Annotated in this window: 23 protein-coding genes and 3 pseudogenes; 12 read left to right on the top strand and 14 right to left on the bottom strand. The window is 68.4% G+C overall.

From position 1 onward, the window contains the following. Positions 1-3: 3 nt before the first annotated feature. From C503_RS42730 to C503_RS40415, 3 genes and pseudogenes are all read left to right on the top strand, one after another. Positions 4-775, top strand: a pseudogene (locus C503_RS42730) (transposase). 337 nt (positions 776-1,112) lie between these two features. Beyond that, positions 1,113-1,301: a 4-oxalocrotonate tautomerase DmpI gene (dmpI, locus tag C503_RS0122455; protein ID WP_018684475.1), complete on the top strand. Its 189-nt coding sequence runs from the start codon at positions 1,113-1,115 to the stop codon at positions 1,299-1,301. Between the two features lie 65 nt (positions 1,302-1,366). Further along, entirely contained in the window at positions 1,367-2,944 is a 1,578-nt protein-coding gene (locus C503_RS40415) for an MFS transporter (RefSeq protein ID WP_018684474.1), read from the top strand. A 104-nt stretch (positions 2,945-3,048) separates the two neighbouring features. Here C503_RS40415 and C503_RS48595 read toward each other — a convergent pair whose 3' ends face one another. Further along, on the bottom strand, positions 3,049-3,180 hold the full coding sequence (locus tag C503_RS48595; RefSeq protein ID WP_281170528.1) for a hypothetical protein: 132 nt from the start codon (positions 3,178-3,180) through the stop codon (positions 3,049-3,051). 181 nt (positions 3,181-3,361) lie between these two features. On the opposite strand from C503_RS48595, the gene C503_RS40410 reads away from it, so the two are divergent. From C503_RS40410 to C503_RS48025, 4 genes and pseudogenes are all read left to right on the top strand, one after another. Next, complete coding sequence (locus C503_RS40410) at positions 3,362-3,778, top strand: winged helix-turn-helix transcriptional regulator (protein ID WP_156893392.1); 417 nt, start codon at positions 3,362-3,364, stop codon at positions 3,776-3,778. A gap of 91 nt (positions 3,779-3,869) precedes the next feature. Further along, a complete protein-coding gene (locus tag C503_RS48035) occupies positions 3,870-4,046 on the top strand; it encodes a hypothetical protein (protein ID WP_018684471.1) in 177 nt (58 codons plus the stop codon). A gap of 75 nt (positions 4,047-4,121) precedes the next feature. Next, positions 4,122-4,373, top strand: a pseudogene (locus C503_RS48030) (AfsR/SARP family transcriptional regulator); the annotation flags it as partial. A gap of 59 nt (positions 4,374-4,432) precedes the next feature. Next, positions 4,433-4,711, top strand: coding sequence for a hypothetical protein (locus tag C503_RS48025; protein WP_026316579.1), 279 nt, complete (start codon positions 4,433-4,435; stop codon positions 4,709-4,711). Between the two features lie 17 nt (positions 4,712-4,728). Here C503_RS48025 and C503_RS48930 read toward each other — a convergent pair. From C503_RS48930 to C503_RS0122420, 3 genes and pseudogenes are all read right to left on the bottom strand, one after another. Then, positions 4,729-4,944, bottom strand: a pseudogene (locus C503_RS48930) (IS3 family transposase); the annotation flags it as partial. 80 nt (positions 4,945-5,024) lie between these two features. Beyond that, positions 5,025-5,354, bottom strand: coding sequence for a transposase (locus C503_RS0122425; protein WP_169514595.1), 330 nt, complete (start codon positions 5,352-5,354; stop codon positions 5,025-5,027). A 62-nt stretch (positions 5,355-5,416) separates the two neighbouring features. Then, entirely contained in the window at positions 5,417-5,758 is a 342-nt protein-coding gene (locus C503_RS0122420; protein WP_018684469.1) for a hypothetical protein, read from the bottom strand. An 81-nt stretch (positions 5,759-5,839) separates the two neighbouring features. Between C503_RS0122420 and C503_RS46885 the strand changes: the two genes are divergently transcribed. From C503_RS46885 to C503_RS42725, 3 genes are all read left to right on the top strand, one after another. Next, a complete protein-coding gene (locus C503_RS46885) occupies positions 5,840-6,154 on the top strand; it encodes a type VII secretion target (protein WP_018684468.1) in 315 nt (104 codons plus the stop codon). A gap of 181 nt (positions 6,155-6,335) precedes the next feature. Further along, on the top strand, positions 6,336-6,722 hold the full coding sequence (locus tag C503_RS0122410) for a hypothetical protein (protein WP_018684467.1): 387 nt from the start codon (positions 6,336-6,338) through the stop codon (positions 6,720-6,722). 123 nt (positions 6,723-6,845) lie between these two features. Further along, a complete protein-coding gene (locus C503_RS42725; protein ID WP_156893391.1) occupies positions 6,846-7,085 on the top strand; it encodes a hypothetical protein in 240 nt (79 codons plus the stop codon). 36 nt (positions 7,086-7,121) lie between these two features. On the opposite strand, the gene C503_RS0122400 is transcribed toward C503_RS42725, so the two are convergent. The 6 genes from C503_RS0122400 to C503_RS0122375 form a co-directional block, all read right to left on the bottom strand. Beyond that, complete coding sequence (locus C503_RS0122400; RefSeq protein ID WP_018684465.1) at positions 7,122-9,101, bottom strand: methyl-accepting chemotaxis protein; 1,980 nt, start codon at positions 9,099-9,101, stop codon at positions 7,122-7,124. A 219-nt stretch (positions 9,102-9,320) separates the two neighbouring features. Then, positions 9,321-10,082 (bottom strand): hypothetical protein, encoded by a 762-nt coding sequence (locus C503_RS0122395; RefSeq protein ID WP_018684464.1) that lies wholly within the window; start codon positions 10,080-10,082, stop codon positions 9,321-9,323. After that, positions 10,070-10,207: a hypothetical protein gene (locus C503_RS46120; protein WP_156893390.1), complete on the bottom strand. Its 138-nt coding sequence runs from the start codon at positions 10,205-10,207 to the stop codon at positions 10,070-10,072. Before C503_RS46120 ends, C503_RS0122395 begins: the two co-directional genes overlap by 13 nt. Positions 10,208-10,410: 203 nt before the next feature. Next, positions 10,411-11,547: a hypothetical protein gene (locus C503_RS0122385; protein ID WP_156893389.1), complete on the bottom strand. Its 1,137-nt coding sequence runs from the start codon at positions 11,545-11,547 to the stop codon at positions 10,411-10,413. Positions 11,548-11,581: 34 nt separating this feature from the next. Beyond that, positions 11,582-12,358, bottom strand: coding sequence for an ABC-2 transporter permease (locus C503_RS0122380; RefSeq protein WP_018684461.1), 777 nt, complete (start codon positions 12,356-12,358; stop codon positions 11,582-11,584). Continuing rightward, a complete protein-coding gene (locus C503_RS0122375; protein ID WP_018684460.1) occupies positions 12,355-13,269 on the bottom strand; it encodes an ATP-binding cassette domain-containing protein in 915 nt (304 codons plus the stop codon). The genes C503_RS0122380 and C503_RS0122375 overlap by 4 nt, the downstream gene beginning before the upstream one ends. Before the next feature lie 143 nt (positions 13,270-13,412). Here C503_RS0122375 and C503_RS0122370 point away from each other — a divergent pair, with 143 nt between their 5' ends. Further along, the gene (locus C503_RS0122370; protein WP_018684459.1) at positions 13,413-14,585 is read left to right on the top strand and encodes a sensor histidine kinase; all 1,173 of its coding nucleotides are present in this window, start codon (positions 13,413-13,415) and stop codon (positions 14,583-14,585) included. Next, positions 14,582-15,232, top strand: coding sequence for a response regulator (locus tag C503_RS0122365; RefSeq protein ID WP_018684458.1), 651 nt, complete (start codon positions 14,582-14,584; stop codon positions 15,230-15,232). Before C503_RS0122370 ends, C503_RS0122365 begins: the two co-directional genes overlap by 4 nt. A gap of 51 nt (positions 15,233-15,283) precedes the next feature. Here the strand turns inward: C503_RS0122365 and C503_RS0122360 are convergent, their stop codons facing one another. From C503_RS0122360 to C503_RS0122345, 4 genes are all read right to left on the bottom strand, one after another. After that, positions 15,284-16,066, bottom strand: a complete 783-nt coding sequence (locus tag C503_RS0122360; protein ID WP_018684457.1) for a hypothetical protein — start codon at positions 16,064-16,066, stop codon at positions 15,284-15,286. Positions 16,067-16,202: 136 nt separating this feature from the next. Beyond that, positions 16,203-17,255, bottom strand: a complete 1,053-nt coding sequence (locus tag C503_RS0122355; protein ID WP_018684456.1) for a hypothetical protein — start codon at positions 17,253-17,255, stop codon at positions 16,203-16,205. A 307-nt stretch (positions 17,256-17,562) separates the two neighbouring features. After that, positions 17,563-18,312: a COG4705 family protein gene (locus C503_RS0122350; protein ID WP_018684455.1), complete on the bottom strand. Its 750-nt coding sequence runs from the start codon at positions 18,310-18,312 to the stop codon at positions 17,563-17,565. A gap of 393 nt (positions 18,313-18,705) precedes the next feature. Continuing rightward, a complete protein-coding gene (locus tag C503_RS0122345) occupies positions 18,706-19,311 on the bottom strand; it encodes a hypothetical protein (RefSeq protein ID WP_018684454.1) in 606 nt (201 codons plus the stop codon). Positions 19,312-19,313 lie beyond the last annotated feature (2 nt).

Below are 19,313 nucleotides of genomic sequence, written 5' to 3'. Positions count from 1 at the left end.
CAGGTGATCAGGGCGGGCCGGCCGGAGTGGGTGCCGGTGTTCACGGGCTTGTCGGTGCCGGTGTTCCGCAAGCGCGTGCGGGTCGTGGCCCACCGGGGTGGCGAGCAGACCGGCACTGGCCGGCGCTGGGGCTTGCCGCTGGCGGATCGGGTCATGCTGGTGGCGGTGTACTACCGGACGAATCTGACCTTCCGGCAGGTCGCGCTGCTGTTCGGGATCTCGAAGTCCGCAGCGGGCCGCGTAGTGGATCACCTGGCGCCGCTGCCGGCGCTCGCGCCGGTTGCCCGCCGGCACAGCCCGGACACCGTGCTGATCGTGGACGGCACCCTGGTGCCCACCCACGACCGCACCATCTCCGCGTCGTCGAAGAACTACCGGTACTCGGTGAACATGCAGGTCGTCATCGACGCCGACACCCGCCTGATCGTCGCGGTCGGCGACCCCACCCCCTGGCAACCGCAACGACTGCCGCGCCTACACCGACTCGCGCGTCGACCGGCAGTGCCGGGGCGCGAACGTGATGGCCGACGGCCGCTACCAGCGCAGCCCCGACGTGATCATGCCCTACCGCACACCACGTAAAGGGCAACCGCCGCTGCCGCACTGGAAAGAAGACCTCAACACCGTCCCCAAAAGCGTCCGCGCACGAGTCGAACACGCACTTGCGCACATGAAGTCCTGGAACATCCTGCGCAACTGCCGACGCAAACGAGACGGCGTCCGGCACGCCACCCGAGACATCGCCCAGATACGCAACCTCGCCATGACCGGCTGAACAACCACCGGCCGCAAGCGACACCACTGTCACCCCCTCCCCACCAACACCCTTGATCATTACGGGACACCCTTTAGCGTGATTCCGTGGTGGAGGAGCGGTTCCTATGGCCATGGAGCCAGGGGGGCGGCGCCTGTGCTCGGCGGGCTGACCGAGGACCCGGCCCGGCGGAATCGGGTATTCCTAGGGTGTGCGCGGACCCCGCTCTCTTTTCGAGCGTTGGGCACCTCGGGGTGCCCTAGCCACTAATTTGTGCTGTCTTCCCGGTTCGACGGCCGCCGCCCATCATGGGACGCGCCCCCGGTTCGCGGGGAGGAACAGTGATGGAGGGGTTGCGATGCCGGTGGTGACGGTCCTGCAGGGGCCTCGCGATATCGAGCTCAAGCGGGAGCTTGTCGGCAAGATCACGGACGCGTTCGTGGAGGCCTACGGCGTCCCGGCGGAGACCGTGCAGGTGTGGATCACCGAGGTGCCCGCGGAGAGCTGGGCCGCGTCCGGCAAGTTGATCGCCGACACGGCCAAGTAGCCCGGTGCGCGGCGAGCCGGGTGTGGGCCCGGCTCCGCCGCCCGGCGAGAGCGAGAGGAAGTCCTGTGTCCACGAAGTCCGCGCCGACCCGCCCCGGGCTCGGCCTGTTCGTCGTCGCGGTCGCCTGTGTCCTGTTGCCGGTGTCGCTCGCCGGGCCGTCGGTCGCGTTGCCCGCCATCGGCGAGCACCTGCGCGCGGATCTGACGTCGGTGCAGTGGGTGATCAACGGCTACGACCTCACCTTCGCCGCGTTCATGCTCGCCTGCGGCAGCCTGGGCGACCTGGTGGGCAGGCGCCGGGTGTTCCGGTTCGGCATGGCGCTGTTCGTCGTGGCGCTGGCGGTGTCCGCTGTGGCGCCGAGCATGCTGGTGCTCGACCTCGCGCGTGGTGTCGCCGGGATCGGCGCCGCGGGTGTGCTCACCTGCGGGGTGGCCAGCCTCGCGGCGATGTTCGAGAACCCCGCCGCGCGGGCCAAGGCGTTCGGTGTGTTCGGCACCGCGGTCGGCTGCGGCTTGGCGTTCGGGCCGTTCCTCTGTGGACTGCTCAACACCCAGTTCGGCTGGCGGTCGGTGTTCTACGTGCCCGCCGCCGTCGGGCTGGCGGTGCTGCTGGGCAGTTCCGCCATCGGCGAGTCGCGCAACCCGCGGGCTGGTCGGATCGACTGGGCGGGCACGGCGACGTTCACCGCGGCGCTGTTCGCGTTGATCCTGGGGCTGCTGGAGGGGCCGCAGCTCGGCTGGACCAGCGGCGCGGTGCTGCTCTGCCTGGTGGCGGCGGTCGTGCTGCTCGGCCTGTTCGGACTGGTGGAGAGCCGGGTCCGGGAGCCGATGTTCGACCTGTCGCTGCTGCGGCAGCGCCGCTACGCCGGGCTGTGCCTGACGGTGCTGGCGCTGGTGTTCGGCTTCACGCCGCTGCTGGTCTACCTGCCCACCTACTACAGCGCGGTGGACGGCTTCAGTGCGGCGCAGGCCGGTCTGACCCTGATGATGCTGACCGCCCCGACGCTCGTCATGCCGGTGGTCACCGGCTATCTGGCGAAGTGGGTCCCGGTGCGGATCCAGGTGCTCTCGACGGTCGTGCTGACCGGCATCGGCGTCGCCTGGCTGACCGTCATCCACCCCGGCGCGAGCGCCTGGGCGGTGCTCGGGCCCTACCTGGTGATCGGCATCGGGATCGGCATCTCGTTCGGCGTGCTGGACGGCGCCGCGGTGAGCGCGGTCGACCCGGGCCGGGTCGGCATGGCGGCGGGCATGTTCAACACCGTCCGGCTGGGCGGAGAGGCGATCGGCATCGCCGTGGTCGGCACTATGCTCGCGGGCATCACCGGTGCCAGGCTGGCTGGGCGGCTGGGCGGCTTCGGCACCCCATACGCCGATCGCCCGCAGGACGTGGCGAACCTGCTCAACCAGGGCGACATGGCCACCGCGGTGAACTCGGTCGGCAGGCCCGAGGCGCGCGCGGCCTTCCAGGACCTGCTCGGCGGTGCCTACACCGACGCGCTGCACCTGGTCCTCTGGTCGCTGGCGGGGCTGTGCGCGCTGGCCGCGCTCATCCTGCTGGTGCTGGACCGCCCGGCCCCTGAGGCGGTGACCGACGGCGGGGAAGAGGAATCGCTCCCGGACACCGCGCGGGCGACGGCATAGCTGGTGGTGCAAAGGGTTTGGGGCAGGCACCCTGGGGGTGCCTGCCCCAAACCCTTCTCCCGTATCGGATCGTGTCGTCCTGTCTCGACGATCGGATCGTGCGGTCACACCGCGGTGAGCCGCTGCGCGCCGAGTCCCGTCGTCGAGCCGAACCCGCCGACGAGCCGGTGCACCACGTCGAAGTACTCCGCGCCGAACGGGCTGGCGAACAGCTCGCCCCGGCAGTCGGCCGACAAGCTCCGGGCGAGAGTGGGAACCGCTGCCCAGCACCGGAAGGCGGCACTCGCGGGTGCGGTGGTCACCACGGCGTATACCCACGGGTCAGGGCGCGCACGTCGTTCGCCCGAGTGCCACAGGTCACCGCTGGAGATCAAGAAGCGCGGCGGGGAACTGGCGCGGGTGGATAGCATGAAAGGCATGTCGGAGTACCGGGAGTCGCGCTGGAACATGATGAAGTCTGTCTGCCCGACCAGGCAGGTGCTCGACCGCATCGCGAACAAGTGGACCATGCTCGTGATCATCTCGTTGCAGGACGGGACGCTCCGCTTCTCCGAATTGCGGAATCGCATCGAGGGCATTTCGCAGAAGATGCTGACGCAGACCCTGCGCGGTCTGGAGTCTGACGGTCTGGTCACCCGCACCGTTTACCCATCGGTGCCGGTCACGGTGAAGTACTCGCTGACCCAGCTGGGGCACAGCCTGGCCACGGCGGTCGACGTGCTGCGCGGCTGGGCCTACGGCCACATGCCGGAAATCGAGGAGGCACGCCAAGCCTACGCGGCTCGGTTGGACAGCGGTCACCCGGCCGCGGCCGAAATGCGCGACGTGGGTTGACGCCGCGGCACAACACGCGGAGAACATGGGGACAGGACATTGTCCGAGCTGATCGTCGTCGCGACCGGTTTCGCCGAATAGGCATCGCGGGATGCTGTCCGGCGATTCCCCGGCGGGTGCGGTGCTGGTCCACCTGGATGACATGCCGTACCAGCAGCGTGCGGTGGTGGAAACGGTCACCGCTGTGGCGGTCGGCGTCGCCGACCCGCTCGACGTGCGCGCGGCATATCTGCTGGACATTCCCGGCGAGCAGGCCACTGACGTGTAGGCCGCGCGGCTGCTGATTCGCCGGGCGGGTCGGACCGACGACCCGGGCCAGGGTGCGGAGTGGTTGCGTGGTGCGGTGGAGCTGTGGCGTGGTCGTCCGCTGGCCGATGTCACCGAGCTGACGTGGTTCGCCGACCACGCGCGGGCTCTGGACCGCCTGTTGTTGCAGGCTCAGCAGGCTCTCGCCGATCTTCGGTTGGCCCTGGGCCTGCACGCCGAGCTCGTTCCGGAGCTGGAAAGCCTGGCCCGCCAACATCCGCTGGATGAACACGTGCGCAGGCTGCTGATGCCGGCGTTGTACCGAGCGGGTAGGCAGACCGACGCGCTCACCACCTACGACATGCTGCGACGCACGCTGGACCAGGAGCTGGGAGTGCGCCCCGGCCGGTGCTGCGCGACCTGCACACCGCCATCCTGCGCCATGACCGATCCTTGGAGCCTGCTCCGACGCCCCCGGTCGTCACGACGCCTGCCCAGCTTCCGCCCGCCCTGCCGTCGTTCGTGGGACGTGGCGACGCGTTGGCCTGGCTGGACGGCCTGTTGCCAGGTAAAGCCGCGCGGCCGGTGGTCGTGTCGGCGGTGTTCGGCACCGCGGGCGTCGGCAAGACGGCGCTTGCCTGCATTGGGCGCACCGGGTCCGGGCGGAGTTCCCCGACGGGCAGCTGACACGGACGGAGCCCCAGCTCACGCATGATCTGGCGCACCAGCTCCGGTCCGTACTCCACGCCCTGGGTGACGAGGTCGGCGCGGATCCGCCGATACCCATACGTGCCGTCGGACGCCTCGAAGAATCCGGCAACCAATCGTGAGAGATCACCACGGCGCGCCGCGGTGGCCGACACCGGACGAGCTCTCCATTCGTAGAACCCGGATCGTGAGACATCAAGAATCCGGCACATTCGCGTCACCGGCAACGACGACGAAGGATCCGGGTCCGTTGTGGAGGCGTGCTGTGCGTCGATGAACTCGAACCGGTAGCTCACCGATGATCCTTGGCAAAGTACGCGGCAGCTTTTTTCAGGAACTCGTTCTCCAACCGCAGATCACGCGTCTCCCGCTCCAACTCCCGCAACCTCGCCCGCTCCGACACACCTAACGGCGACTCCTCGCTGTCATGCGCCGCGCGATAGTCCTTGACCCACTTCCCCAGACTGACCTCGTCGACACCCAACTCTTTCGCCACCTGCGCGATCGGACGCCCGGTCTCGATCACCAACTTCGCCGCCTCCTCCCGATACTTCCGAGAGAAACTCCTCCTGAACGCGCCACCATCTTCCCCTTCCAGAGAACCTAATTCTACTTGGTCCACCGTCCGGAAACTTCGAAGCACCCCACACCGCCGATCCCTTTAGGTGGCGATCGGCATTGTCGTTATCTGGTATGGAACAGGGTGTCGAGCAGAATGAAGAGCGCGCCTAGCAGGAAAAGGCCCAAGCCTATGCCGACGGACCGCAGTACCGAGATGGCGGCTGCGTCATGGTCTGCCAGGGAAAGCTGTCGCCACTGGCGCCAGACGAGCACGTCCAGGTAGGTCCAGAGGGCGATCGTGGCCCAGGCGAAAACAGCCCCTGTGACCACTGTGGACACGGCGAGGGCGAGTGTCAGCGCGGGAATGATGATGGCGATTCGCAACAGCAGATTACGATAGCGCCAGGTGCCCGGGAATGCGACGTGGGTGGCGGGCTGTGGGTCTTCGCCATTCAGATCGGACATTTTGCTCACTTTCCTGATCTGCCCGCGTCGGTTCGTCCGCTGCTAGCATCCTGGCACACTCGACTCGACCGGGAGGTTGCCATGACGTTCCATGTCGAACCGACGAAGCTGGACGTTTGTCAGCAGACGCTTTCGCCCGAGCTCTCCGGTCAGATCGGGCGGGCCAAGGGCTACCAGGATCAGCACCTGAACCTGTCCATGTGGGAGAAAGGGCCGGTCGGCCAGGGGATCTGGGCGACGGCGATCAGTCGGATGGGCGAGGCGAGGGACGCGGTCGCGGCCAACCTGGACAAGCTCGACGAACTGTGTACCGGCTCGGCCGCCGAGTTGGGCAAGGCAGCTGCCATGTACCGCCGGACCGATGCCGCCGAAGCCGCGCGGCTCGACGACACCTAACTGAGCGAGGAGACGTACGCGTGCCTGGAAGTCCGGTCGACAAGCTGGTCGAACCACAGGCGGAGCAGAACATCCCCAGCGTGATCGACGAGGTGTTGTCGGTCGGGGACTGGCTCAACGTCAGTCATTGGGTGATGAAAGCCATTGAGCTGGTGACCGGTGGTGTCAACCCCGGCCAGACTTGGCGGCCGCGGTCGGCGCGCAGCAGCCTGCGCTGCAGAAGATCGGTGCAGAGATCAAGACCGCCGCGTTCGGCATCTGGGGTGTCGCCAAGACCCTCGACAGCCTGCTGGAAAGTCTGCTCGACGCGCTGATCGGGGCCGCGATCGCGCTCGCTGCGGCGGCCGCCACCAGCGAGACGATCATCGGTGGCATCATCGGCGGGGTCGCCGCGGCCTGGGAGATCAAGGAGGCGGTGACGATCTGGAAGCAGGTCGTCGAGGCGCACGACCGGGCCTACAACATCGCGATCGGGCTCAGCGGTGTGATCGCTGGTCTGCTGGGCGCGCTGCACGGTCTCAAGGAACATCCGTTGCCCAAGGGCGCCTACGATCACCCGGGAGCGTGAGATGGCTGAGTCGGACGAGCCGATCCTCGATATCGCCCGCGGCGACGCCGCTCGATCGAGGTTCCTGCGTGCCTCCTGAACCGGTTGCGGGACACGGCCACCGACGACGGATTCCGCACGTTGGTGGACGACGTGCTGGCGGGCCGGACGAGTTTGCGGCAGGCCGCGACGAGCGAGGTGTTCAGCCGGGGGATCCTGGCGCAGGTCGAGGAGGGTGCCCGGCAATATCGGGAGCTGTCCGAAGACGAACGTGCTCCTCTGGCCGAGCAGGGCGAGCGCGAGTTCGCGCGTCTTCGCGGTGAGTCCGGGACACCGAATGAGGACGACGATGTGCACCAGGGTGTGTATCGCAAGAAGCCGTGAGGTTTCGCTGCGCCGTGCCATCACGGCCTGAGCCGGTCAGTCCGGTAGGCGGAAGCTCTTGCTTACCTGTTCCAGGCGTTCGACCGCGGTGGCCAGGTTGTCGGCCAGGGTGAGGCTGGATTGGACGCTGGTTTCGGTTCGGGCGGCTACGTTGGTGACGTGGCCGATGCTTTCCTGGACCGCGTGGGAGGCGGCCGACTGTTGTTCGACGGCGGCGACGATGGTTCCTTGCAGGGCGGTCATGTCCCGGATCGAGTTGCTGATCTGGTCGATCACCTCGACCGTTCCGTCCACATCGGACTGGATGGCCGCGATGCGTTCGGTGACGCTGACCGTCGCGGTGGTGGTGGATTCCGCCAGGCCCTTGACCTCGGTGGCGACGACGGCGAAGCCGCGGCCCGCGTCGCCTGCCCGGGAGGCTTCGATGGTGGCGTTGAGGGCCAGTAGCTGGGTCTGGGCGGCGATCCTGGTGATCACGTCGACGACGCCCGCGATGGCGGCCGAGGAGCCCGCGAGGCTGTGCAGCTGGGCGGTCATGGTGGCGGCCGCGTCCTCGGCGTCGGTGGCGAGGGTGGAGCCGCGGGTGATGGTGGCGGCGATCTCGGCGACGCTGGCGGTGAACTCGGTGGCGCCGATGCTGGCCGCGGCGGACTGGGTGTGGGTCACGGTCGCGCTGTCGCGTAGTTCGGCGGCCTGGGTTCGCAGGGCCTCGGCCGAGCCGGTGAGGGCTTCGGCGGTGTCGACGACGGCGCGTACCGAGGTGGTGAGGCCGCGTTGCATCTCGACGAGAGCGTTGCCGAGCTCGTCGTCGGGGCCGTCGGGTTCCACCGGGGCGGCCAGGTCGCCGGACGCGATTCGGCGGAGGTGGTCGGCGGTGCGGCGGAGGGTTGCCACCATCTCGCCGAACGCGCCTGCCAGTTCGCCCAGTTCGTCGCGGCCCGCGGGGGGCAGGGTGACGTCCAGGCGGCCGCGGGCGATGTCGAGGGCGGCGGTGCGCAGGACCGGCATGCGGGCGGTCAGCCTGCGGGTGGTGAACCACACGGTCGCGAGCAGGGCGAGGGCGATGACGACGGCGAAGGCGATCAGCTTGGTGCGCAGCGTGCCGACCGGGGCGAGGACGTCGCTCATCGGGGTCACGGTGGCCAGTGTCCAGCCCGTTCCCTCGACCGGTGCCCAGGACAGCACCGCGTCGTCGCCATCGCCTGCCAGCGGGTTGACGCCGTCCATGGTGCCGCTGCCGCTCTCGGCCAGCCTGCGCATGAGGGTGGTGACGGTGTCGCGCGCGGGCTCGGCCGCGGCCTGCTCCAGCGTCTTGGCGCCCACGACCTTCGCGTCGGGGGCGGCGAGGAGGGTGCCCGCGTGGGAGAGCAGGATCGCGTAGCCGTGGTCGGACACCTTCGTGGCGCTGACCTTCTTGGACAGCTGGTCCAGGGTGACGTCGACGCCCGCGACGCCGATCGTGCGGCCGTCCTGGACCATGGGCGCGGTGATCGAGGTCATCAGTGCCTTGAGGTTCTCGTCGTAGTAAGGCTCGACGATGCTCTCCGCGCCGGTGCGCTTCGGCTCGGTGTACCACGAGTAGCTGATGGCCTCGGCGTTCGCCGCGTCGTCCAGGTCCTGGCGTACGGGCTTGCCGGTCTCGTCCTTGATCCAGAGGTACTGGTAGACGCCCGCCTTCGGGTAGCGCGGGTCGCCGGGGGCGTCGAAGCACAGGTACATGTCGTAGATCTCGGGCGTGGTCGCCAGCGCGCCGCGCACCGCCTCCTCCAGTAGCGGACGGTTCTCCGTCGGCATGGCGCTGCCCGCTGCCACGATCGAGCGCTCGGCCGCGCGAGCCGCGGCGATCTGGGTCTCGACCTGCCGGGCGAGGCTGTCCGCGACGTCTCTGCCGTGTCCCCGCTGCGCGTCCTCCTCCAGCGACGTGGCACTGACCACGACGAAGATCGACAGCACGGCCAGACCGATGACCACGACCGGGACGAGCACGGCGAGCAGACGGCCCCGGAAACTCGACATGTGGACGCTCCCCCTCAAGGCGGGTAACAGCGGCACTTTCTCCGTATGTCCTCGTATCGGCCGGGTGGTGCCGGTCCTGAGGTTGTTCACTCGGTCGGGTAGGCATTCGTCCTCGTGTTGACAGTGCGGTCGACCGGTGGTTCGTGGACCCACAAAGGACGGTTGGTACGTACGTGGGTGGTACTGGCGAATGGAGTACACGTACGTATATGGAGCGGGTCACAGGTGGGGGATCACCACTGCGGTGATGGGGTTCGGCGGAAAAGGGTGGCCGTCATGGTCACCGGGAGAACGGACGCGGAGCGTCGGGCGGCGGAGTTCGATCACGTCGGGGAGGGGGTGGACCACGAGCTGTTCGGGGTTCTGCGGCGGAAGTGTCCGGTGGCTCGAAGTGACGGCGGGTTCTGGTTGGTGACCAGGTTTGCCGATATCGCGGCTGTGGCGCGGGATGGCGCGGTCTTCAGCGCGGCGGTGCCGGATTTTGGGCGCGGTCGCCTCGGAGCGCTCGGCCGGGACCGTCAGCGGGGTCAGCGGGATGAACAGCTCGCCCGGCATGCCGAGCTCACCGCGCGAGGTGGTCACCACCTGCACGTCGGGGGTCTCGGCCAGCAGTATGGCGGCCAGGTCGCCGACCGCGTCGCGGACGCGTTCGCAGTTGTCGATGACCAGCAGCGTGCCTGCCCGACCGCGCTCGTCCGGACCGGGATCGGCCGGGCGTGGGCTCAGGTGGGTGGTCAGCACGGCGATCGGGTCGGCCGTGGAGATGTCGGTGATCCCCAGCGCCTCCTGGACCGTGCGCGCCACGGTGGCGACCATGTCCTCGTCCATGGCGTCGAAGGTCGCCGAGCTGTCGCCCGCGAGTTCTCCGAGGTAGGCGAACCCCGTTCGACGGTGTCGGCGGGCAGCGTGGTCGAGCAGTTCGAGCGCGACCCGGGTCTTGCCGATGCCGGGTGCGCCGCCCAAGGTGATCAGCCGGTGCACCGGCCCGCCGCCGCGGCCGGTCGCACCACTAGCAGCGCCTGCAGCCTCGCCACCAGCGCCGACCGGCCGACCATCGCCGTCGCCCGCCCGGCCCACGGCGGCATGCCCGATCGTCTGGTCGCCATCTCGCCATCTCCCCCTATGCACCGACACCCCGGTCCATTCAATCGTGCCCGGCGGCCGTTGTCCCGCGCGTCGCGACCGCATGCGTCAGTGCGGGTGGGCGACTTCCGGCCGTCGCCACGGGAAAGCCGATGCCCGCGCACGGAAATCCGCGCGCGGGCATCGGCTTTGTGGATGGTTGTCGCCGATGTGGCGAGGACGGACGTCAGCCTGCGTTGTCGATCAGGGCCAGGGTCTGCTTCCGGAAGGTGGTGGCGTCGTTGGTCTGCGAGCCGACCGCGTAGCGGGTGTGGTCGACCGCCGCGACGCCGGAGAGGTCACCGCGCTGGGAGCCGCTCGGGGTGGGCGTGATCGTGGTCGTGGTGCCGTCGGACCGGGCCGAGAAGGTCGCCAGGGACTGGTCGCCGACGAACCAGGCGTCGTTCGGGGCGATGGCCTTGACGCCCTTCAGGACGATGCTCTTGCCGGTGACCGCGGGGGTCGGCACGATGGTCCACGCGGTGCCGTTCCAGTGTTCGGCCAGTGCCTGGCTGCCGGTGGAGCCGACCGCCCACACGTCGTTCGCCGAGGTGGCCGACACCGCGTTGAGATTGGCGCTGAACGACGGGTTGGTCGCCGGGACCGGCACGGACTGCCAGGTGCCGCCGGTGTAGCGCTCGATGAACGCGGTGAGGCGGAAGCCTTCCGGGGCGAGCGCCCTGCCCACGGTGCCGACCGCCCAGACAGTGCCGTCCGGTGTGATCGTGACGCCCTTGAGGAACTCGATCCCGTTGTTCGGGGCGGGCACGCCCTGGACGACTGTCCAAGCGGTACCGTTCCAGTGCTCGATGATCGGCTTGGACTCGTTCACGCCGTCCTGGCCGACCGCCCAGACATCGTCGGACGCGCGGGCGGCGACCGCGTTCAGCGCGCTGTTGACGCCGATGCTCGGACTGGGCACGACCATCCATTTGGTCCCGTCGAAGTGCTCGATCAACGTCTTCTGCGGTCCATTGTTGACGAACGCGGTGCCGACCGCCCAGGCATCGGTGGGCGAGATGGCCGCGACGCCGTTGAGGAAGTCGGCGGAGTCCGGGCTCGGGGTGGTCATCAGGCTCCATGCGTTGCCGTTCCAGGTCTCCACCACGGCCTTGCCCGCCGCGTCGCCCACCGCGAACCCGTGCGTGTTGTCCACCATGGACACCGCGCGGAACTCGGTGTCGGTGGCGGCATTGGCGCTCGGCACGATGGTCCACGGGGTCGTCGCGGCGGACGCGGTGGACGTCAGCGCGGCGGTGGCCGCGATCGCGGAGGCGGCGGCGAGCGCCACGCGTCGTGTGCGTGGGGCGGTGTCAGTCGTCATGCCAGGGGATACCCGTGGGAGTTACAACTTGGGCTCAGACGTCACGGCGGATCAGGGACCAGGCTGCCGCCGCGACGGTCACCGCGAGGTAGGTGAGGCAGACGAACAGCCCGAAACCGGCGGTCGGCCATTCGGGGTCGTGGAACGTGGTCCAGGTCAGGCCTTCCGCGGCCACTCCCGGCGCCCAGTGTGTCAAGGTGGTCGAGTCGTCCGGGGAAACCGCTTTGAGCACCGTCGTCGCCAGGAACAACAGGCCGGTCGTGAGAGCGGTCGCGCCCGCGGTGTGCCGGAGCAGGGTGCCGATCGCGGCACCGAGAATCGTCACCGTGGCCACGTAGAAGCCCTGGCCCAGCACCGCGCGCAGGACGTTCGGATCGCCGAGCCCGACGTCCAGGTGCTTGCCCGCCAGGACGAACTGACCGGTGAAGAACGAGGTGAACGCCAGTACCTCGCCCGCCACCAGCGCGACCGTGCCGACGACGAGCAGTTTCGCCGCGAGCACCCGGCCACGCCGAGGCGTCGCGGTGAATGTCGCGCGGATCGTGCCGGTGCCGTATTCCGCTGTGACAGCGAGAACACCGAGCAGCCCGAACGCGAGCTGTGCGAGCTGGAACCCGGAGAACGTCGAGAACACCGGGTCGAACTCGGCGCGGGCGCGCGGTCCCCAGCCATCCCACGAGCGTACGGTCGTGTGGGCCTGGAGTACCGCGATCCCGATCGTCGCGACCGTGGCCACGGCGAGGATCGACGGCGTCGAGCGGACCGAGCGGAGTTTCGTCCACTCGGCCGCGATCAGGCTGGACCGGGTCATCGGGCATCCTCCGGGTGTGGTTCGGCGCGATACTGGAGTTCGGGATCGGTGATACGGCGGAAGACTTCCTCAAGCGACGGCGCGCGCGGTGTCAGCTCAATCAGTGCAATGCCGTGCGTGGCGGCCACGGCGGCGATCTCGCCCGGATCGAGACCGGTCACCGCCAACGCCTGGCCGGGTTGCGGCGACACCGTCGCTCCGCGCGCGGTGAGCAGCGCGGCGAGCGGGGTGTCGCCCGCGGTGCGGACCAGGATGTCGCCGGTGCCGACCAGCTCGGCCATGCCGGAGTCGGACAGCAGCCTGCCGCGGGCGAGGATCAGCAGGTGGTCGGCGGTCAGCTGCATCTCGCTCATCAGGTGGCTGGAGATCAGCACCGTGCGGCCCTCGGCGGCCAGCGACCGGATCAGGCCGCGGATCCAGTGCACGCCGTCCGGGTCGAGGCCGTTGACCGGCTCGTCGAAGATCAGGACCGCCGGGTCGCCGAGCAGGGCAGCGGCGATCCCGAGCCGCTGTTTCATGCCGAGCGAGAACCCGCCGACCCGCCGGTGTCCCGCCTCGGCCAGGCCGGTGAGCCGCAGCACCTCGGTGACCCGGCCGCGGGGGATGTCGTTGGTCTGCGCGAGCCAGCGCAGGTGGTCGCGGGCGCGGCGGCCGACGTGGACGGCGTTCGCGTCGAGCAGCGCGCCGACCTGCCGTAGTGGATGGTCCAGCTCGCGGTAGGGGCGTCCGTCGATCAACGCGCGGCCGTGGGTCGGCGCGTCCAGGCCGAGGAGCAGCCGGATGGTGGTGGACTTGCCCGCGCCGTTGGGGCCGAGGAACCCGGTCACCCGGCCGGGTTGGACGCGGAAGGTCAGGCGGTCCACCGCGCGGCGGCGGCCGTAGGTCTTGGTCAGGCCGGCGGTTTCGATCATCGGCGTTCCCTTCTGTCGGGTTCACTGTTGTGTCGGGTCCACTGTTCTGTCGGGTCCACCGTGGCGCGGCGGGGGTGATGTCGTCATCGGCGTGTGGGCGGGCGCCCTGGGGCGTATGCCGGTGGGCATACGACCGTGGGCTGATGCGCGTGGTGGCCGTGCTCGGCTACGTTCGGGAGATGGGGATCGACGTGCGTACACCGGTGTTGCGGCGGCTGCGGCCGGGGCACTGGTTCGCGCTCGACTGTGTCGCGGGTGTCCTGGTCGTGCTCGTGTGGGCGGGGCCATTGCTCGGCGGGCATAGCGATGTGGCGTCGGTGTCGCGGTGGGTGGGGTTGCTCGGCGCCACGCTTCTTGCCGGGCCGCTGGTGTTGCGCCGTTGTCTGCCGTGGGTGGCGTTCTGGCTGGGTGCCGCGGCGTTCGGGATGTCGTTGGCGACGTCGGTGGTGCCGGTGGTGCCGTTCGCTTCGGTGCCGATGGCCTTGGTCGCGTATACGGTCGCGGGTGCTCGGCGTGCCTACGTGGCGTTGGCGGTGATCCTGGCCGTCGTTGCTGCTGCGACAGTATGGAATGGACAGTGGGTTTCGGTGTTGCTTCCCGGTGCTGTCGTGGTGATTGGTTGGGGCGCGGGGAGACTGCGGGCACAGTATCGGGTCTATGCGGAAACCCTTGCTGTGCAACGAGAGCGTGAGCGTGAGACGTTGATCGTCGATGAGCGCTTGCGGATCGCTCGGGAATTGCACGATGTGGTCGCACACAGTATGAGTGTGATTACCGTGCAGGCGGATATGGGCCGGTTGGTGCTCGATCGCAGGCCTGCGGCTGCGGCTGCGGCGTTGGGTGTCATCGAGACGACCGGGCGTGCGGCGTTGACGGAGTTGCGGCGAATGCTGGGTGTGTTGCGGGACAACGACTCACGAGGGCAGCTCGGGCCGGTGCAGGGGTTGGCCGGGCTGGATGACCTGGTTGCGCGTACGCGGGCAGCGGGAGTCGATGTCGAGGTGGTGTTGCTTGGTGCGCCACGGCCGCTGGCCGCGGGGGTCGATGTCTCGGCGTATCGGATCGTGCAGGAGGCCCTGACCAATGTGGTCAAGCACGCGAGGACCTCGACGTGTCGCGTCACGATCGTTTATGAGGAGACCGCGGTGCTGCTCACGATCACTGATGACGGCCGCGGTGGGGTGCCGGGTGCGGGCGGGCACGGGCTGGTGGGAATGCGGGAGCGGACCGCGCTCTGTGGTGGTGAGTTGCGTGCCGGGCCGGTGCCGGGCGGGTTCGAGGTCGTCGCGCGGCTGCCGGACGGGGGACGCCGGTGATCCGGGTACTCATTGCTGATGATCAGGCGCTGGTTCGGGCCGGGTTCCGAGGGATCGTCGGGTGGGCTGACGACCTTGAGGTCGTGGGGGAGGCCGCGAACGGCGCGGAGGCCGTTCGGCTGGCGGCTGAGTACCGGCCCGATGTCGTGGCGATGGATATCCGGATGCCGGAGATGGATGGCATCGAGGCGACTCGGCAGATCAGTGCGGAACTGCCCGGGGTGCGGGTACTCGTGTTGACGACGTTCGACCTGGACGAATATGTGTTCGCGGCTCTGCGTGCCGGTGCGAGTGGCTTTCTTGTGAAGGACACGCCTTCGGCTGAGCTGATCGCGGCGATTCGAGTGGTTGCGGCCGGTGACGGCCTGCTTGCTCCCGGCGTGACGCGACGGCTCATCGCGGAGTTCGTGGCGCAGCCGGGGCCATTGCGGCCGCGGGTGGATCTGCTCGCGGGGATCACGGTGCGGGAGCGGGAAGTTCTTGCGCTGGTCGCGGGTGGATTATCGAATGCCGAGATCGGGTTGCGGCTGCATATCACGGCGGGGACGGCGAAGAGCCATGTCGCGCACCTCATGCTGAAGCTGGGGGCGCGCGACCGCGTGCATCTGGTGATCCTGGCGTATCAGGCTGGGCTTGTCACTGCTTGAACGAGCTTTCGAAGTCGTTCCCGCCCGATCAAGCAGTGACGGTTTTGTGGATCAGCGTTCCTGCTGGAGCGCGGTGATGATGGTGACCTCGCTTTCGTCGTGCGGCAGGTACTTGACCTGGACCACCGAGCCCGGCTGGACGCGCGGGACCAGGGCGGGCGGGATCGCCTTCTGCTGGGTCAGGTCGAACATCGTGTTGTCGGCCCGGGTGACCCGCAGGGTCAGGTCGACCACGGCGCGGTCGCCGCGGATCTCGCCGGTGGGGACCATGGCCAGCACGACCGCGGCGGCGTCGAGGCCGTGTTCGGCGATGTGCAGCTGTTTTGCGGTGATGTGGCCCTTGGCCAGCTGGATCTGGTTGACCACGGCCTGGAGCTCGGCCTGGGTGGCGTCGACGGCCAGGGTGACGCTGTTGTCCGGCAGGTATCGCACCGGCAACATCGCGCCGGACTGGACGGTCCCCAACTGGGTGAGGTCGATGATCTGGCGGGTCGTCGCGTCGAACGTGCGACCGTCCGCGGTGTCGACGCGCAGTGCGATGGCCAGCTGCGGCTGGTCGTTCACGGTGAGGCCGGTGCGCGTCACCGAGAGCACGGTGCCCATGCCGATCGGCGCGCCCTGGAAGCCCGAGGGCAGCACGCCGCGCAGTTGGGCGAGGCTGCCGCCGAGCTTGGCGGACAGCGTGAACAGGGTGGGCGCGATGAACACGAGCACGATGGGTCCGACGAGCCAGCCGTTGAGCCAGGCGACCTCGCCGCCCTGCAGGCCGGTGGCGACGTACATGGCGGTGAGGCCGAGGCCGATGAGCAGCACGATCCAGGCGATGGTCTTCACGGGTGGAGCTCCTAGCGGGTTCGGTGGGGACTATCCACACGCGAATCCTTCCCGAGGAGCCCGGGGCGCTGCCGAGGGGTGTCCGGTATGGCCTGCCGCCGAGGGCTCCGGCACGCGCCGGAGCCCTCGGGTTCGCTTACCGCGTGTCACAACCCGGGTAGCCCGTCGGGCATGCGGTGTAGCGGATGGGATGGGCGTTGATCATCGAGGCGACGGTGGGCCAGTTGTTGATCGGCCGACCGACCAGGTACGTCCACATGAGATGGCTGGCGTGCAGGTAGTCCTCGCCGTTGTTGTAGATGTCGAGCGGGGTGAAGGGCGCGCCCGCGCCCTGGAACTGGGTGCCGAGCAGTTCGGGCTCGTCGATGTTCTGGATGACGGCGATGCTGCCGGTCAGGTTGGGGCACCCGGTCCCGGGATAACCCGTCACGCACTGCTGTCCCCAGGTGAGTTCCTTGGGCGGCGAGGTCTTGTCGGCCGCGGTCTTGCCCAGCAGATCCGGTCCGCTTTCCGCGATCGCGTGTGAGTTCTGGAAAAGGACCAGCGCGCTCGTGTTCGCCTGGTTTCCCATGAAGTTGTTCTCGACGACGACATTGGTGTTGGGAAGCGCGGCTTTCGCGGCGGTCAGCATGCGTTCCAACTGGCTCAATAGCGTGTTGTCGTTGTAGCCGCCGCCTTCGCCGACCTGGGAAGCGGTCTCGGTCAACACGATGCCCTCGACATCGGGATTGCCGTTGTAGCGCGCGCCCACGGCCTGGAGCAGCGCGATGAACCGGTCGGTCACGGCCTGCCGCCAGACGGCCGCGGTGATGGCGAACCCGCTGCCGCCGTACCACCAGCCGCTGGTGCCCGCCTTGGGCGCGGACCCGTAGGTGGCGGTGTCGGTCGTCAGATAGCTCGGCAACACGGCGTTGAGGAAACCGCCCGGGTCCTCGTCGTGCGTGCGCAGGAAACCGCTGGAGGAGATGTCGATGATCAGCTTCTTGCGCGGGGTGGGGTTGCCCTGGTTGAGCTTGGCCAACTCCGCGTCGATGACCGAGAAGTTGTATACACCCTTGCCGGTTTCGAGCGCGGCCCAGTAGTAGTTGCCCTTCCAGCCCCGGACATTCGGTGACGTGTTGACGACCTGTAACTCGCTACTCGCCATGCTCGCCGGGGTGGCCGCGTTGTGCCACCAGTCGCTGGTCATGTAGTGACCGGGATGCCACTTGATGGCGGTGCTCGCCGTACTTGAGGCAGCCGCGGAAATCGTATTCGCGAGGAGGAGACCGGCGAATATGAGAACTGTTGCAACAATGGAGCGTCGTGATTTCATGACCTCTCCCAACAGTCGACTTGGGAGTTTCGACGCTAGCAAGGGCAAGAACGGGCGCGCAAGCTCGGCATTTCAAAGTCGATGTCCGGTCCGGCGGGTATATCCGACATATGGTCGGCTAACCGTCCATTCGCCCGCGCAAGCGGCCCACGACAATCGACGGAATACTCGCGCGGGCTGGTCAGGCAGGCGCGGTGACCGCCGCCCGGCCGCGCTGCCGGTAGCTGAAGATGATCAGGCCGACCAGCAGGGCGAGCAGCACGATCGACGAACTGTAGGTGCCGTAGCCGAGACCGCCCGCCTCCACCGGCTTGCTGAACAGGTCGCCTGCGGTCGCGCCAAGCGGGCGGGTCAGCACGAACGCGATCCAGAACAGCAGGACGTTGGAGATCGGGGTGAACCTCATCGCCAGCGCCAGCACCCCGATCAGGCTCGCCACCAGCAGCGCGCTGCCGCCGTAGCCCAGGCCGGAGGTGTCGGACAGGAAGTCGCCGAACGCCGTGCCCAGCGTGTTGGAGATCAGGATCGCAATCCAGTAGAGCAGTTCCCCGCCGAAGGAGTCGATATCGGTCACGCGGAACGGGTGCCCGCTGAGTTTCCACACCGCGAAGACGATCAGCAACGCGCTCACCAGCACGACCGCGCCGAGAAGGTAACCGAGATCGAGGGTGCGGTCCATGAAATCCGACAGCGTGGTGCCCGCCATGCTGGTGGACAGGATCACCGTCCAGTACAGGATCGGCTGGAACGAGCGCACGCTCAACTGCCAGACCAGGGTGACGGCGAAGATACCGATCAGCACCAGGAAACTGGTCAGATAACCCACGTTGAGCGTCTGCGCGATCAGATCACCCCCGGTCTCGCCGAGCGTCGTCGCGGCGATCTTCAGAATCCAGAACACCAGGGTGATCCGGGGAAGTTTCGTCGACATGACCGCCGCTCCTCTCGCGCTCGTCTCCCGACGGCACCGAGGTGGTGGTCGAGATCAGCGCAATACTGGTGGCCGTGCGGCCGCGGGACAAGCTCGGGAATTTCCCAGCTCCCTGGCGGACCCTAGTGTGTCCGATTCCCATTTCCCAGTTCGACAATACTATCGAGTGTTTCCAGGAAACCGTCAATCCGGCGATAAAGGGTCAATCGAGACATTGTCGACGTTGCGATCGGGTAGTACTCGCTCGTTCGACAGCCGGGGCGGCCTCGGCGCGGTGGGCAGGCACGGTCGTGCCTGCTGGGCGGACTGGGCCCCCACCGTCAGACGGCAGGGGCCCCGGTTCCTTGGCGCGGTATCGGGTTGCATGCCTGCAGGATGTTTGTCGGCTAGTGATCAGTACCTGTAGTGGCGGAGTTCGGCTGCCAGTGCGGGCAGGCGGGGGTCGTCCGGGCCGACCGCGATGTGGAAGTGGGCCTCGTCGGACCGGTCTCCGGCCCAGGAGAGGACGCCGTGGGAGTCGTCGAGGATGGAGTGGATGACGGTCAGTTCGGACTGGAGGAAGCCGCCGCGGGTGCCTTCGGGGAAGGCGTTGGGGCGGATGTCGATGGCGGTGCCGGAGGCGTGGTTGGTCTGGTAGCCGCGCGGGAGGCGGTCGTACGGGCGGAAGCCGATCACCTCGCCCGGTTTCAGGGTGGCGATCTCGTAGTGGTAGCGCCGGATGACGTGGGTCAGGACGGTCCGGGCGTCGCCGATGGCCGTGGCCACCAGGAGGCCCGTTCCCTCGATCTCCCGTGTCCACACGGAACCGCCCGCGTCGGGGGCGCGTTCGATCGGCCAGCCGTTCGCGCTCACCGGGCCCGGGCGGACCTGGGCCAGCCTGTCCCGGGCGGGATCGGCGTGGGCGATGCCCGCGAAAGCCGGGGTGACTCCCGCTGCCAGAGCCAGGCCGACGCCCGCGCGCAGTACTGTGCGGCGGTGCAGGGTGTTGTCCATCTTCATGC

The sequence above is a fragment of the Actinokineospora enzanensis DSM 44649 genome (assembly GCF_000374445.1).
In the GTDB taxonomy this organism is placed as follows: Bacteria; Actinomycetota; Actinomycetes; order Mycobacteriales; family Pseudonocardiaceae; genus Actinokineospora; species Actinokineospora enzanensis.
This window is presented reverse-complemented; position numbering and strand designations above follow the sequence as displayed.